The sequence below is a fragment of the Variovorax sp. GW460-12-1-14-LB1 genome, assembly GCF_059423605.1.
The window spans coordinates 1-14,068 of record NZ_JBWKYF010000015.1 but is presented as its reverse complement, the minus strand read 5'-3'; the positions used below and the strand labels follow the sequence as shown (position 1 = coordinate 14,068).

General features: G+C 68.5%; 15 protein-coding genes. 10 read left to right on the top strand and 5 right to left on the bottom strand.

Annotation, left to right across the window (positions count from 1 at the left end; translation table 11 throughout):
* Positions 1-2: 2 nt before the first annotated feature.
* The 3 genes from AC07Y4_RS10340 to AC07Y4_RS10330 are packed head-to-tail and all read right to left on the bottom strand — an operon-like array spanning position 3 to position 4,170.
* Complete coding sequence (locus AC07Y4_RS10340; RefSeq protein ID WP_139704328.1) at positions 3-989, bottom strand: Bug family tripartite tricarboxylate transporter substrate binding protein; 987 nt, start codon at positions 987-989, stop codon at positions 3-5.
* A gap of 41 nt (positions 990-1,030) precedes the next feature.
* Positions 1,031-3,154, bottom strand: a complete 2,124-nt coding sequence (locus tag AC07Y4_RS10335; protein WP_495274473.1) for an acetate--CoA ligase family protein — start codon at positions 3,152-3,154, stop codon at positions 1,031-1,033.
* A gap of 23 nt (positions 3,155-3,177) precedes the next feature.
* On the bottom strand, positions 3,178-4,170 hold the full coding sequence (locus AC07Y4_RS10330; RefSeq protein ID WP_487850210.1) for a tripartite tricarboxylate transporter substrate binding protein: 993 nt from the start codon (positions 4,168-4,170) through the stop codon (positions 3,178-3,180).
* 201 nt (positions 4,171-4,371) lie between these two features.
* Here AC07Y4_RS10330 and AC07Y4_RS10325 point away from each other — a divergent pair, with 201 nt between their 5' ends.
* The 5 genes from AC07Y4_RS10325 (at position 4,372) to AC07Y4_RS10305 (ending at position 9,158) form a co-directional block, all read left to right on the top strand.
* The gene (locus AC07Y4_RS10325) at positions 4,372-5,925 is read left to right on the top strand and encodes a long-chain-fatty-acid--CoA ligase (protein ID WP_487850211.1); all 1,554 of its coding nucleotides are present in this window, start codon (positions 4,372-4,374) and stop codon (positions 5,923-5,925) included.
* Between the two features lie 87 nt (positions 5,926-6,012).
* On the top strand, positions 6,013-6,378 hold the full coding sequence (locus AC07Y4_RS10320) for a hypothetical protein (protein WP_062475198.1): 366 nt from the start codon (positions 6,013-6,015) through the stop codon (positions 6,376-6,378).
* Between the two features lie 28 nt (positions 6,379-6,406).
* Positions 6,407-7,225 (top strand): helix-turn-helix transcriptional regulator, encoded by an 819-nt coding sequence (locus tag AC07Y4_RS10315; protein WP_487850212.1) that lies wholly within the window; start codon positions 6,407-6,409, stop codon positions 7,223-7,225.
* 35 nt (positions 7,226-7,260) lie between these two features.
* A complete protein-coding gene (locus AC07Y4_RS10310) occupies positions 7,261-8,241 on the top strand; it encodes a DMT family transporter (RefSeq protein WP_487850213.1) in 981 nt (326 codons plus the stop codon).
* Positions 8,242-8,249: 8 nt separating this feature from the next.
* On the top strand, positions 8,250-9,158 hold the full coding sequence (locus AC07Y4_RS10305; protein ID WP_487850214.1) for an alpha/beta hydrolase family protein: 909 nt from the start codon (positions 8,250-8,252) through the stop codon (positions 9,156-9,158).
* A gap of 22 nt (positions 9,159-9,180) precedes the next feature.
* On the opposite strand, the gene AC07Y4_RS10300 is transcribed toward AC07Y4_RS10305, so the two are convergent.
* A complete protein-coding gene (locus AC07Y4_RS10300; protein WP_487850215.1) occupies positions 9,181-9,408 on the bottom strand; it encodes a hypothetical protein in 228 nt (75 codons plus the stop codon).
* A gap of 380 nt (positions 9,409-9,788) precedes the next feature.
* On the opposite strand from AC07Y4_RS10300, the gene AC07Y4_RS10295 reads away from it, so the two are divergent.
* The 5 genes from AC07Y4_RS10295 to AC07Y4_RS10275 all read left to right on the top strand — a co-directional run bounded on the left by AC07Y4_RS10295 (position 9,789) and on the right by AC07Y4_RS10275 (position 12,864).
* Positions 9,789-10,004 (top strand): hypothetical protein, encoded by a 216-nt coding sequence (locus AC07Y4_RS10295; RefSeq protein ID WP_495274472.1) that lies wholly within the window; start codon positions 9,789-9,791, stop codon positions 10,002-10,004.
* A gap of 51 nt (positions 10,005-10,055) precedes the next feature.
* Positions 10,056-10,466, top strand: a complete 411-nt coding sequence (locus AC07Y4_RS10290; protein WP_495274471.1) for a transposase — start codon at positions 10,056-10,058, stop codon at positions 10,464-10,466.
* Positions 10,463-10,795 (top strand): IS66 family insertion sequence element accessory protein TnpB, encoded by a 333-nt coding sequence (gene tnpB / locus AC07Y4_RS10285; RefSeq protein WP_495274470.1) that lies wholly within the window; start codon positions 10,463-10,465, stop codon positions 10,793-10,795. The genes AC07Y4_RS10290 and tnpB overlap by 4 nt, the downstream gene beginning before the upstream one ends.
* Before the next feature lie 111 nt (positions 10,796-10,906).
* On the top strand, positions 10,907-12,439 hold the full coding sequence (gene tnpC, locus AC07Y4_RS10280) for an IS66 family transposase (RefSeq protein WP_495274519.1): 1,533 nt from the start codon (positions 10,907-10,909) through the stop codon (positions 12,437-12,439).
* Positions 12,436-12,864: a hypothetical protein gene (locus AC07Y4_RS10275; RefSeq protein ID WP_081269829.1), complete on the top strand. Its 429-nt coding sequence runs from the start codon at positions 12,436-12,438 to the stop codon at positions 12,862-12,864. Before tnpC ends, AC07Y4_RS10275 begins: the two co-directional genes overlap by 4 nt.
* Before the next feature lie 307 nt (positions 12,865-13,171).
* On the opposite strand, the gene AC07Y4_RS10270 is transcribed toward AC07Y4_RS10275, so the two are convergent.
* Complete coding sequence (locus tag AC07Y4_RS10270) at positions 13,172-13,885, bottom strand: immunity protein TriTu family protein (protein ID WP_495274469.1); 714 nt, start codon at positions 13,883-13,885, stop codon at positions 13,172-13,174.
* Between the last annotated feature and the right edge of the window lie 183 nt (positions 13,886-14,068).

The following is a 14,068-nucleotide window of genomic DNA, read 5'->3' as shown; positions in this document are numbered from 1 at the left end:
GTCTATTCGAGCTTCAGGTTCATGTCCTTGATGAGCCGCGACCACAGCAGGTTCTCTCTGCGCACCGCCGCCATCAACTCACCCGGCCCTTCACCCGAAGGCTCCAGCCCCAGGCCGATCATGCGTTCCTGCAGATCAGGCTGCGCCACGGCCTGGCGCACCGCGCCGGCGAGCTTGTCGATGGCCGGCTGCGGCGTGCCGGTGGGCGCGAAGAAGCCCCAGAAGCCGCCGTGCTCGTAGCCCTTGAAGCCCTGCTCGGTGAAGGTGGGAATCTGCGGCGCGAGCGGCATGCGACGCGTGCCGAACACGCCCAGCAATTTCGCGCGGCCCGACTTCGCGTGCGGCAGCGCCTCGCCCATGGTGACGAAGCCGCCCTGCACCTGGCCGCCGAGGATGTCGATCATCAGCGGCGCACCGCCCTTGTAGGGCACGTGCGTCATCTGCAGGCCTTCGTCGCGCATCAGCTTCTCGCCGTAGAGGTGGCCCGACGAGCCCTGCCCCGCCGAGCCGAAGCTCAGCTTGCCGGGCTGCGCCTTGGCCATGGCGACGAACTCGCGCATGCTCTTCGCGGGCACGCCCTCGCCCACCGCGAACACGAGCAGGCCGTAGTTCGACAGCGACACGGGCGCGAAGTCCTTGAACACGTCGTAGCCGGGCTTGGCCATCAGCAGCGGCGCGAGCACGAAGGAGTTGACGGCGAACAGCAGCGTGTGGCCGTCGGCCGGCGCCTTGGCCACGAAGGACGCGGCGATGGCGCCGTTGGCGCCGGGCTTGGGGTCGATGAGCACCGGCTGGCCCAGCGGCTTGGCGATGCGTTCGCCGATGGTGCGCGCGATGCCGTCGACCAGCCCGCCGGCGGCCGACGACACGATCACCTTGATCGGCTGGGTCGGGTAGGCGTCGGCCGCCTGCGCCTTCGGCAGGGCTCCGAGCGCAGGGGCCAGCAGTCCGCTCGCGCCCCATTGCGCGAATCGACGTCGTTGCAGCATGGAAAAAGTCTCCTGTTGGTTTTCTTGACGATGAAAGTCGTTCAGCCCGCCGCGCCCCACACGGCCAGCGCATCGAGCGCCTCGACCGTGCGGCCATCCACCCGCAGCGGGTTGACTTCGAGCGAGACCAGTTCGGGGCCGAGCGCGAGCGCCGCGTTGCCGATGGCGGCCACGGCTTCGGCGATGGCGTCGCGGTCGGCCGCGGGCGCGCCGCGCCAGCCGTCGAGCAGGCGCGCACCGCGCAGCTCGGCCAGCATGTCCTTCACCTCGGCGGGCGTCACGGGCAGCAGGCGCAGGCTGGTGTCGCGCAGCGCCTCGACCCAGATGCCGCCGAGCCCCACGGCCAGCGCCGGGCCCCACTGCGGATCGCGCACGGTGCCGACGAACAGTTCGAGCCCGCCCTGACGCATCGGCGCGACGAGGATGCCGTCGATCTCGGCCTCGGGCCGCGCCGCGCGCACGCGCGCATCCATCGCCTGCCAGGCGGCGCGCACCGCGTCGGCACCCTGCAGGTTCAGCGCCACGCCGCCGACCTCGGTCTTGTGCGCGATCTGCGCCGAGGCGATCTTCAGCACGACCGGGCCGCCGAGTTCCTGTGCAATGCGCGCGGCCTCGTCGGCGCTGCGCGACAGCCGCACGGGCACCACGGGCACGCCGCGCTGCGAGAGCCAGTCGAGCGTTTCGCGCTCCGAACGCAACGGCTGCGAGGGTGGCGTGGCCGGCACAGCAGCAGCGACACCTTGCGCGTCCTGACGCCGGCGCAGCGTTTCGGACCAGCGATGCACCGCACCCGCCGCGCTCATCGCGTGGTGGATGCCGCAGGCGATGTGGCGGATGCCGGTCTCGGCGATGAGCTCGCGCGACCGCTCGCTCACCTGCATCACGTAGTGGCTGCAGACGATGGCCGGCACCGGGCTGGCGGCCAGGCCGCGCGCCACTTGCGCCAACACGGCGCGGTTCAGCGGCGTGTCGTTGGCCGGCGCGTTGGGCACGTCGGCCACGACGATGGCGGCGCCCAGCGCGGGGTCGCGCACCAACGCTTCGAGGGCATTGCCGAACAGCTCGGGCTGCAGCATGGCCGCGCCGGTCACGTCCAGCGGGTTCTGCGGCGTGCCGTAGCCCGGCAGCACCTCGCGCAGCGCGGCCTCGGTGCTGGGCGCAAGCGGCGTGAGCGCCAGGCCTTCTTCCTCGGCGCGCTCGGCAAAGATCTCGCACATGCCGCCCGACATCGACACGGCCGCCAGCCCGCCGGCCGCGAAGGGCCCGGTCATGCTGGCGAAGGCGGCGGTGAACACCAGGTCTTCGATGGAGCGCACGCGCATCAGGCCCAGGCGCTGGCACATGGCGTCGAACACGCGGTCGTCGCCCACCAGCGAGCCGGTGTGGGCCTGCGCGGCCTGCGCCGTGATCTCGCTGCTGCCCATCTTCAGCACCACGATGGGCTTGGCCACGGCCAGCGCGCGCTCGGCCGCGGCGGCAAAGCGCTGCGGGTCACGCACGGTCTCGGCGAACACGGCGATGGAACGCGTGTGCTCGTCGTCCACCAGGTAGTCGATGACCTCGGCGATGTCGATGTCCGACTCGTTGCCGGTCGACACCATGCGGCTCAGGCCGATGCCGTGCACCTGCGCCATGAACGACAGCTGCCCCGCGAGCGCGCCGCTTTGCGACACGATGCCCAGCGTGCCCGCCGGCAGCGGCTCGCGCAGCGAAGCGGTCCACACGGCCGAGCGGTCGACGAAGTTGACGAAGCCCAGGCAGTTCGGCCCGAGGATGCGCAGGCCGCGCGACCGCGCCTTGGCCGTGAGCTGGCGCTGGCGCTCGCGGCCCTCCTCCCCGGCTTCGGCGAAGCCCGAGCTCAGCAGCACGGCGTTGCCGATGCCCGCGCGCTGCAGGTCGGCCAGCGCGTCGTCGAGCGCATCGGCCGGCACCATGAGCAATGCGGTGTCGACCGGCTCGCCGATGGCCTCGGCCGAGGTGGCCGCCGCCATGCCGTGAAAGCTGCCGCCGCGCCGGTTCACCGGGTAGAGCTGGCCCGCGTAGCCCAGCGTGCGCAGGCTGGCGAGCGCCGCGTTGGACCACACCGAGCGCTCGGTGGCGCCGACGAAGGCGATGGCCTTGGGGTGGAGGAAGCAGTGAAGAGAAGAAGAGGACGAAGAAGTCATGGCAGCAGGAGGGAAGGTCGGATTCAGTCGTCGAGCTTGATGCGCAGGTCGCTCACGAAGCGCTTCTCGTCGGCGTAGGTCTTGTGCGCCCAGGCCGTGTAGGCGGGGCTGTCCATGTAGAACCTGACGTAGTCGTTCAAGTCGAGCGTGCGCAGGAACTCGGGGTCGTCCACGGCCTTGCGGAAGGCCTCCTGCAGCGCCTGCACCACCTTCGGGTCCATGCCGCGCGGGCCGGCGATGCCCCACGAGCCGTTGGCCACCACGTCGTAGCCGAGTTCCTTCACGGTCGGCACGTTCAGCCGCGTGGGCGAGCGCGCTTCGTTGAAGGTGGCCAGCAGGCGCACGCGCCCGCCCGCCACGGCGGCGCCGAAGCCGGCCTCGGAGACCGCGTCCACATGGCCGCCCATGAGCGCGTTGTACAGCTCGGCCGCGCCCTTGAAGGGAATGAAGTTGAACTTCACGCCGGCCAGCGCGGCCAGCCGCTCCATCGACACGTGCGAGGTGCCGCCGCGCCCGGTGGTGCCGTACGACACCTCGCCCGGCTTGGCCTTGCCCGCGGCCAGCAGCGCGTTCAGGTCTTTCCACGGCGCGTCCTGGCGCACCGTGATGCCCAGCGTGGCGGCCGTCACGTTGGCCACGTAGGTGAAGTCGGTGGCCGGGTCGTAGCTCACCTTCTGCAGGTGCGGCAGCCGGTACAGCGAACTCAGCATGAGCGAGAGCGTGTAGCCGTCGGGCGCGGCCTTGCGCGCCATGGTGGTCGGCGCCAGCGTGGCGGCCACGCCGGGCTGGTTGAGGATCACGATCTGCTGCTTCAGCTCGCGCGAGGCCGCCAGCGCCAGCGCACGCGCCTGAACGTCGGTGGCGCCGCCCGCGGGGTACGGCACCAGCAGCGTGATCGGCTGCTTGCCGAACAGGCCCTGGGCGCGCGCCAGGAAGGGCAGCGCGGTGCCCGCGGCGGCGAGCGCCGCGCCGTGGATCAGGCGGCGGCGCGCCGGGTCGGTCGGGAAGGAATGCATGGCTTGTCTCCGGTCGGTCGAACAGTCGAATCGTTCGTTCTTCGGCGATGGTCGCGCGCAGCCCTTGGCCGGTCACCGTCGCTTCGGACGACTTTGGCCGCCAGGGCGCTTTCGATCCCGTCGCTTCCGACGATGCCGGCGCGGCGCGTCCCTTCCATACTCGGCGCACAACAACGAACCGACCGACGGAGACCGCAGTCCATGGACCTCACCCAGCCCCTGCACAAGGCCCTGCAGGAACGCCCCGGCGCCACCGCCCTCGTGTGCGGCGAGCGCCGCAGCACCTTTGCCCAGTTCGTCGACCGCGTGGCGCGGCTCGCGGCCGTGCTGCAGTCGCTAGGCCTGCAACCCGGCGACCGCGTGGGCCTGTTGGCGCTGAACTCCGACCGCTACGTGGAGTACCTCTACGCCACCTGGTGGGCGGGCGGCGTGATCAACCCGGTCAACATCCGCTGGAGCGCGCGCGAGGTCGCGTACTCGCTGGATGACTGCGACACGCGCATCCTCCTGTCCGACGCGCACTTCGGCGCCGTGGCGCAGCAGCAGCGCGAACTCTCGCGCTCGCTGAAGACGCTGGTGCATTTCGGCGACGGCCCCGCGCCCGACGGCATGGCCGACGCCGAAGCCCTCATGGCGCAGGCGCAGCCCGTGCCCGACGCGCGGCGCGGCGGCGCCGACCTGGCCGCCGTGATGTACACCGGCGGCACCACCGGCCTGCCCAAGGGCGTGATGCTCACGCACGGCAACCTCTACACCGGCCAGCTCTCGGCCAACATGGCCGCCACGCGCCCCGCCGAAGCCGTGGGCCTGAACATGGCGCCCATGTTCCACGTGGGCGGCACCGGCCTCACGCTGCAGCTGATGATGCGGCTGTGCACGCAGGTCATCATTCCGGCCTTCGACGAAGTGAAGGTGCTCGAGGCGATCCAGAACGAGCGCGCCAGCGAGACCTTCATGGTGCCCACCATGCTCAAGCGGCTCATCGAGCACCCGCGCTTCGGCGAGTTCGACACCACGCCGCTGCAGCTGGTGCTGTACGGCGCCGCGCCCATCGACGATGCGCTGCTGCTGCAGGCCATCGACAAGCTGCCGCGCGCGGGCTTCTGCCAGCTCTACGGCATGACCGAGCTGTCGCCCGTGGTCACCGTGCTGCCCACGTGGTGCCACCACCCCGACCAGCCGGCCGCGCGCCGCCGCTCGGCCGGGCGGCCCGTGCCCATCGCCGAAGTGCGCATCGTCGATGCCGAAGGCCGGCCCGTGCCGAACGGCACCGTCGGCGAGATCGCCGCGCGCGGGCCGATGGTGATGGCCGGCTACTGGAACAAGCCCGAGCAGACCGCCGAGGTGCTCCGCGATGGCTGGATGCACACCGGCGACGGCGGCGTGATGGACACCGACGGTTTCGTCTACGTGGTCGACCGGCTCAAGGACATGATCGTGAGCGGCGGCGAGAACATCTACTCGGCCGAGGTCGAGAACGCCATCACCCAGCTGCCGCAGGTCTCGATGTGCGCCGTGGTCGGCGTGCCCGACGACCAGTGGGGCGAGCGCGTGCATGCCGTGGTCGTGCTGCGCGCCGGCGAAGCCCTGAGCGCCGAGGCGCTGGTGGCGCACTGCAAGACGCTGATCGCCGGCTACAAGTGCCCGCGCAGCGTGGAGTTCCGCGAAGAGATTCCGCTGTCGCCGGCGGGGAAGATGCTCAAGTACAAGCTGCGCGAGCCGCACTGGGAAGGGCGCGCGCGCAAGGTGGGGTGACGCGCCGGCGGGTGTGTCTGGGTGTGTACGGGTGTGTTTCACCTGCTTGGGGTATGGTGGCGGGCCGCCACCTGCACCCACTGCGACATGCACCGCCGCCTCCTCGCTCTCGCCCTGCCCTGCTTTCTGCTCCTTGGCCTGTCGCCCGCCTTTGCGAACGGCAGCCTGCAGTGCGACGGCCGGCCGTACGCGGTCGAGATCCAGTTCAGCCTCTCGACCGGCCAGCTGACCGAGCTGATCGTGGCGAACACCGCCTCCGATGCCGGCGAGACCGAACGCTTCAGCCTGCAGCAGCGCTTCGTCGACCATCGCCGCCAGTTCATGCGCGCGCGCGGCACCGGCCTGGACCGTCCGCAAGTGGCCGTGGCGCTGCGCGTGGCCGGCGCGACGGGCACGCTCAGCTACCGCGGCACGCAATACGAGCTGCGCTGCAACTGGACCGCGCTGGGCTGACCCACCCTGTCGTGCGTTCACGCTTCGCATGCCGCAAGACCGCACCCTTCTCTATGCCGGACGCGGGTTCGAGGTGGCGCATGTGCGCCTGCACGCGCCGCAGGGGCCGGCGTGGAGCGACCTGTACACCGTGGCCTCGCCGCGCGTCGTCTTCCCCATCGGGCGCACGCGGCTCGACGTGCGCTCGGGCGAGCACACCTGGTTGACCGACGCGCTCACCGCCATCCGCTTCGGCGACGCCACCGCCTATCGGCTGCGGCCCGAGACCGCAACCGTGCGGCACAGCCTCGTGGTCAGCGGCCAGGCATCGGTGAGCCCGGCCCACGGTGAAAGCGCGGCGGGCGTGAGCGTCTGCCTGCTGACGCCGCAGGCGCTGTACCGCATGCACGCGGCACGGCGCCAGTTGCCGGACACCGACAGCGCACAGGCCGCGGCCCTGGTGGCCGCGCTCGTCGCCGAGCTGGGCAGCGCGCCGCACCAGGCGCCCTGGCATGGCGCCGTCGCGCGCGCACGGCAGCTGCTGCTGGCCGAAGGCGGCGGCCCGGGCGCGCGGCCTCCGCTCTCGCTGGACGAACTGGCCGAGGCCGTGTCGCGCTCGCCCTTTCACCTGGCGCGGCGCTTTCGCCAGCAGACCGGCCTGAGCCTGCACCAGTACCGCCAGCACCTGCGACTGGCCTCGGCGATGGAGCGGCTGGCCGACGGCGAGCGCGACCTCGCCGGCCTCGCGCACGACCTGGGCTACTGCAGCCAAAGCCACCTGGGCGCCGTGTTCCGGCGCGGCGTCGGCGTCACGCTCGGCGAGGCCCGCCGCGTGCTCGGGCCGGCCGGCGCACCCGCACGAATCTGATAGCTTTCGCGCCGCCCGGGCCACAGACTGGCCCGATGACGACATCGCCTCGCACCCTCTGGACCGGCGCACTCGCCGCGCTGGCCGCCGCCCTCATCGGCAGCGCCTGGCAGCTGCTGTCGCGCCACGGCGTGACCGCCACCGCGCTCGGGCCGATGGACCTCGCGCTGCTGCGCTACGGCATTCCCGCGCTGCTGCTCAGCCCGCTGTGGCTGCGCGGCAGGCTCGTGCCGCCGGGCGCATCGCGCGGCGCGCTCGTGCTGCTCGTCGTCGGCAGCGGCCTGCCCTTCGGCCTGCTGGTGCTGGCCGGCGCGCAGTGGGCGCCCGCCAGCCACATGGGCATCTTCATGGCCGGCAGCCTGCCGCTCTTCACCGCGCTGGGCGCGTGGGTCTACCGGGGCGAGCGCGTGCACGGCCTGCGCCTGCTCGGGCTGGTGGGCATCGCCGTCGGCATGGCCGTGTTCGCGGCGGGCAGCTTCGGCGAGGGCCTGCGCCAGCAGCACTGGCGCGGCGACCTGCTCTTTCTGCTGGCGGCCTTGCTGTGGACCGTCTACTCCCTGGCCTTCGGCCGCTGCGGCATGAGCGCGTGGCAGGGCGCGGCCTTCGTCAACGGTGCGTCGACCTTGCTGCTGTTGCCGCTGCTGTGGCTCGCCGGCCCGCCGCGCCTGTTCGCCGCGCCATGGACCGACATCGCGATGCAGGCCGCAGGCCAGGGCGTGGTCGCCGGCCTGCTGGGGCTGGTCGTCTACGGCGTGGCGATCACGCGGCTGGGCGCCGCACGCGCCGCACTGTCGTCCGCGCTCGTGCCCGTGCTGACCACGCTCGGCGCGGCGTGGTGGATGAACGAGCCCGTCACGCGCCCCGCGCTGCTGGCGCTGTCGTTCGTGGTGCCCGGCGTCGTGCTCGCGAGCGGCGCGTTGCGGTGGCGGGTGCCGGTGCCACGCGACAACGAACGACAGGCCCCGGGGCAGAATGCGGCGGCGTCCTTGCCCACTTCCGAAAGCACTCGCCCATGAAGAAAAAGATGAATCGCCTTCGCACCGCCGCGCTCGTGGCCGCCTCGTTCGCGTCGCTCTTCGCCTTCTGCGGCGCGAGCTGGGCGCAGCGACCGGAGCCGCAGCAACAGCCGCAAGCACAGCAGCAACAACCGCTGCACCGCAGCGTCGTGCGCGTGCCCACGCCCTTCGTCGAGAACGGCGCGCCCGTCACGCTCGAGATGGTCATCTACAAGCCCGAGGGTCCCGGCCCGTTCCCCACGGTCGTGTTCAACCACGGCTCCACCGGCATCGGCAACGACCCGGCCTTGTTCAAGCAGACCTGGGCCCCCGAGCGAACCGCCCGCTGGTTCACGCAGCGCGGCTGGCTCATCGCCTATCCACAGCGGCGCGGACGCGGCCAGTCGGACGGCCTGTACGACGAAGGCTTCACCGCCAAGCGCGAGCACTACAGCTGCGAACCGGCCATCGCCCTGGCCGGCTTCGATCGCGCCGTGGCCGACCTCGACGCCGCCGTCGCGTGGCTGCAGCGCGACCCCGACGTCGACACCCGCCGCATGGAAATCGCAGGCCACTCGCGCGGTGGCATCCTTGCCGTGGCCTACGCGGGCCTGCACCCCGACATGTTCCAGGGCGTCATCAACTTCGTCGGTGGCTGGATGGGCGACAAGTGCCCCGGCAACGCCGCCGACGCCATCAACCCCGCCACCTTCCGCCGCGGCGCGGCCTTTGCCAAGCCCACGCTGTGGCTCTACGGCGAGAACGACCCGTTCTATGCGATGTCGCACAGCCGCAAGAACTTCGAAGCCTTTCGCGACGCGGGCGGCAAGGGGCGCTTCGAGAGCTTCACGTTGGAGGGCGGTGCGAGCGGGCACGGGCTGCTCGGGCAGCAGGGGTTGTGGGGGAAAGAGGTGGAGGCGTATCTCGCGGCGCCTTGAGGTGGTGCGGCACCGTCGTGCGCTAACGACGCAGATCGGCGGCTGCGGCGTTCAGTTGCGCGATGAAGTCGGGCAGCGGAATGCGCGGGCCCAGGCTTCCGTCTTTCGCGGGGAACGCAACGCAGAGCTGGTCCCGGCCTTCCTCGCGATCGAGCAGCAGCAAGAACTGGCCGTCGAAACTCAGTTCCGCGACGAGGTGCTCGTGCGCCGTGTCGCTCAGGATGGTCGTTTCCCATTTCTCGTTTTTCATGTCTGCTTTGCGGATGAAAGGTGACGATGCCGTGTGCTGCGGGTTGAGGTTCAGCAGGGCCGGATGATAGGTCTGCAGGTCTGTAAATCCACCCTCGCACGAGCAGCACTGGCCATGGCTATACTGCGCCGGTCACGTCAACACAGGGCGTGATCGGGCTTGGACTCCCGTTGAAATCACTGCGACGTAAAAGCCGCAGCCACCCCGCAGGGTCTGCGGCTTTGTCGTTCGTGCTTCCTGTTTAGGCGGCTCGATGGGCGGGCGCGAGCCCGGCCGGTTTCACGCAAGTGGTTTCCCGGTAGTCCAACCCGTCGAGCCGCCGCCCCCGCTTGGACTCGGGTGCGTCGGTTTCAGCAAACCGAAACCCTTGGAGGCCATTCATGGCTGCATCTGCATCTCCCCGCGCGTGCGCGCACGCGTCTTCGCTTTCTGCATCTTCTGAAACCGCCAATGCCGAATCGCTCGCGCTGCAGGCGTGTGATGACGTCGACAGTCTGCATGCGGTGCAACGCGCCTACGCGTGCATCGAGAAGCTCATCGTTCCGCAGCGTGTGGGGGAGACGGAGGAAGGTAAGCGTCCCGTGAACCCATCTTGAATCAGCGTTAGGAGCAAAGGATGCTCGTGTCCACTAATACTTGGTGGACACGTGAACACTATCTCTCCTCAGCACACAGGCGATCGGCGGCGCCGCCGCCTGCACAGCGACGAATTCAAGGCCAACGCCGTTGCGCTGGCTGCGCAGCCCGGCATGTCGATGGCGGCTGTGGCGATGTCTCTCGGTATCAATGCGAACCTGTTGCGTCGCTGGGTGCGTGACGTGGAGATCCAGCCGCGTAGGCCCGAGCCAATTGATGTACCGAAGGCACTGCCTGGTGCCGCCCCAAACCCGGGAGTCAGCGGATTCGTGCCTGTGCAGTTGCCCGCGCCGGCTGAGACGCCTGCGCCTCCCGGCGACATCCGCATGGAGGTGCGTCGCGGCGCCGTGCACGTCGTGGTGACCTGGCCAGCCGCACTGGCCAGCGAGTGCGGTGCCTGGCTGCGAGATCTGCTGCGGTGATCAAGGTCGAGGCCCTCTGGTTGGCCGTCGAACCGCTGGACATGCGATCGGGCACCGAAGCTGCGCTGGCGCGGGTCGTGCATGTCTTCGGTGCCGCCAGACCCTACCACGCCTATTTGTTCGCCAACCGCCGTGCCAACCGGATGAAGGTTCTGGTGCACGACGGCATCGGGATCTGGCTGGCAGCCCGACGGCTGCACCAGGGCAAGTTCTTCTGGCCCCACGACGCCGCGCCCACGCTCAGCCTGAGCCGCCCCCAGTTCGACGCCTTGGTGCTGGGCCTGCCCTGGCAGCGCGTCGGCGAAGCCGGTGTGATCCACGTGATCTAGCGCAATTGCCGAAGTTGCTGATGTTCACCCCGGTGTCCTGGCGCATCATCACCTTCCGTGAGCGACACGGCCACCAACCTCGACCACCTGGATGCGCAGCAACTGCGCGAGATGGTGCGCTCGCTGATGGGCCGGGTGGAGGCCGGTGACCTGGAGATCGATCGGCGCGACCGCGAGATCGCGTTCAAGCAGGCCACCATCGACAAGCTCACGCACGAGATGGCCGTGCTCAAGCGGCTGAAGTTCGCCTCGAAGTCGGAAGCCTTCACCGCTGAGCAGAGGAATCTGCTTGAGGACACCCTCGACGCAGACCTGGCGGTGATGGAGTTGGAGTTGGAGCAGCTCACACAGGCCAAGGCTGTACCGCAGGGCAAGCAGCAGCCCAAGCGCCAGGCGCTTCCTTCCCATTTACCGCGTCGCGAGATCCACCACGAGCCTCACAACGTAACCTGCGCGTGTGGCTGCGTGCTCAAACGCATCGGTGAGGACGTCGCCGAGAAGCTCGACTACCAGCCCGGCGTGTTCACGGTGGAGCGCCACGTCCGCGGCAAGTGGGTGTGCGCCCGATGCGAGACGCTGATCCAGGCGCCGGTAGCGCCCCACATCATCGACAAGGGCATCCCGACAGCCGGGCTGCTCGCGCAGGTGTTGGTGGCGAAGTACCTTGATCACCTACCGCTGTACAGGCAGGAAGCCATCTTCGGCCGAGCGGGCCTCGCGATCCCTCGCTCGACGCTGGCCGCTTGGGTGGGCCAGTGCGGCGTTCACCTGCAGCCGCTGGTGGATGCACTCAGAAGCGAGATGCTCCGTAGTCAGGTGCTCCATGCGGACGAAACCCCCGTGGCCATGCTCAAGCCCGGCCACGGCAAGACGCATCGCGCGTACCTCTGGAGCTACTGCACGACGGCCTATGACGCACTACCCGCAGTGGTGTTCGACTTCGCCGACAGCCGCGGCGGACAGCACGCCCGGGCCTTCCTTCGGCTTGGCGGCGAGAACGGCTGGCGCGGCACCCTCGTGTGCGATGACTTCTCCGGCTACAAGGCGTGCTTCGAGCTGGGCGTCACCGAGGCCGGCTGCTTGGCGCATGCCAGGCGCAAGTTCCATGAGCTGTGTGCCAACCACGGCAGCCCGATCGGCGAGCGGGCCCTGAAGTTCTTCGGCGAGCTCTACGAGGTCGAGCGGGTCGTTGCCGAGTTGGCGCCGGAAGACCGCGGGCGCGTGCGCCAGGAGCGCTCACGCAAAGTGGCCAATGCGCTGCATCAATGGCTCACCGCGCAGCGTCAGAAGGTGCCCGAGGGCTCGGCGACTGCCAAGGCCATCGACTACAGCCTGAAGCGCTGGCTGGCACTCACGCGCTACATCGACGACGCGGATCTGCCCGCCGACAACAACCGGGTGGAGAACCAGATCCGGCCGATCGCGCTTGGAAGACAGAACTGGCTGTTCGCCGGTAGCTTGCGTGCTGGCAAGCGAGCCGCGGCGGTGATGAGCTTGATCCACTCGGCTAGGCTCAACGGGCTCGATCCCTACGCCTACCTGCGCGACGTACTAGAGCAGCTGCCGACGCACCCGGCTAGTCGGACCGCTGAGCTTCTGCCGCATCGGTGGCAGTGCCAGTCTCGCGATAGGATGACTCAATGAACAAGTCTGAAATCGAGAGGGAATTCTGGCGACTGTGTCAGATCGTCGACTCTGCGGACACCGTGGAAGCCGGCGTCCCCGATCTCGAGCCGCATCTGCTCGACATCTTGAACTTCGTCAATGCGAATCTCGATCAGCGAGAAGTGTTTGTTCGGTGCTTCTGCGCGCTAGTCGATGGCTCGCGAACTTACACAGATTGGATCGTGCTGTTCTGCATGCGAGAGCTCAGGTGGCAGGAGGTTCGTGATGCTGCGAATCTGCGGTTCGAACTCGCAGGCGGCACCAATGCCCCGAGGCTAATGAACTGGATCAGCCATATCAACTGGGCTTACGACGACGCTCCTTGGGAGGATGCGGCCTTCTTCCTCTACTTCTGGCAGAAAGAGCATCCGGGCGCACCTTGGCCGTGTCGGCCTCCCGGTTGATTCCTGAGGTTGTGCCGATTCATCTGACTTTGCCGGCCGCCAACCAGGCAACTGATGGCGACAGCCTGATCTACAGCTGTTGTCAAGGCGGGATCACCGTGCGCTTACGGAGGAAGTCTTTCCGACGCGGACTGAATTGGGGGCATTGGTGCGGCTGGTGAATGAGGAGCTGTTGCGACGGATCGAAGCGGCCGATGCCACGACTCAATCACTGCGTGCAGCTCTTGGTGAAGGCGGTGTGCAATGAACGCCTCGCGTTCCACCTCGACCGCGCGCGCGAATGTCAGTGCTGCGGTATGCCAGCAGATCAACTCAATCGCGAAACGGCGGCGGCGATTTCTGCCTCGCTCTTTGACAGGAACTGCTCGAACTCACGCATCCAGTCGTCTAGCGCTGGCTGAACACTCTCAGTCCACTGAATCTTCGCAAGAGGCCCTATCACCAGCACCGTACCGTCTTCTTTGCACACGTCAGATTCAATCGCCATCTGCTTGTCGTCGCCCCGGATATCCACCGTGATCGCGAGCTCTTCGCCATCAACACTCCGCCGGAAGGCCAGGTACGCCCTGAGCAAGAACGCTTCATTGCTGGTACATCTCACATCGCGAATCACGGATGAATCGCGCATCTCAATCTTCCCCGCGAACGTGGACAGTGTGGTGTGAAGACGAAGCCACAGGGCCTCAATGAGGGCTCCACGGGCGTGCAGCCTCTCGCGGCTCACGACAACTCCCAACGACGCAAAAAGCGGGGAGAACTTCTTCGACATCTCATCGTCCCGTTGCAAGGTCCCGCGATCAGCGTAGAGCGACCGTTCTGTGTCGAGATCGATAGATTCAATATCGTAGTCACCACTTTCCCAGATGGTGATTCGACCTATCGCTGTCGGTACATCAACATCCAGGCGTGCCGATGGATTGGCTGAAGGCTCGCTTTCGGTCAGTCGCATGTCGATGTTCTTTGGCCCCCGGGCTCGGTCTGCCTGAACCGTTTGAGCCCAGTCCACGAATCTTCTCAGCATCATTCTTCCAATGTGGGCACTCTGGCTCGCTCCTCGGAGCAGACCTCTGTCCGGTGCCGGTTCATCACTGTTCTTTGCCACTTCCCGCTTTGGCGCTCAGGGTGCCTGTTGATTTCCATGGAATCCTGACCCGCGATTTCCATCGAATATTGACCCACCCTCTTTGCGAGCCAGCCGGCTCAC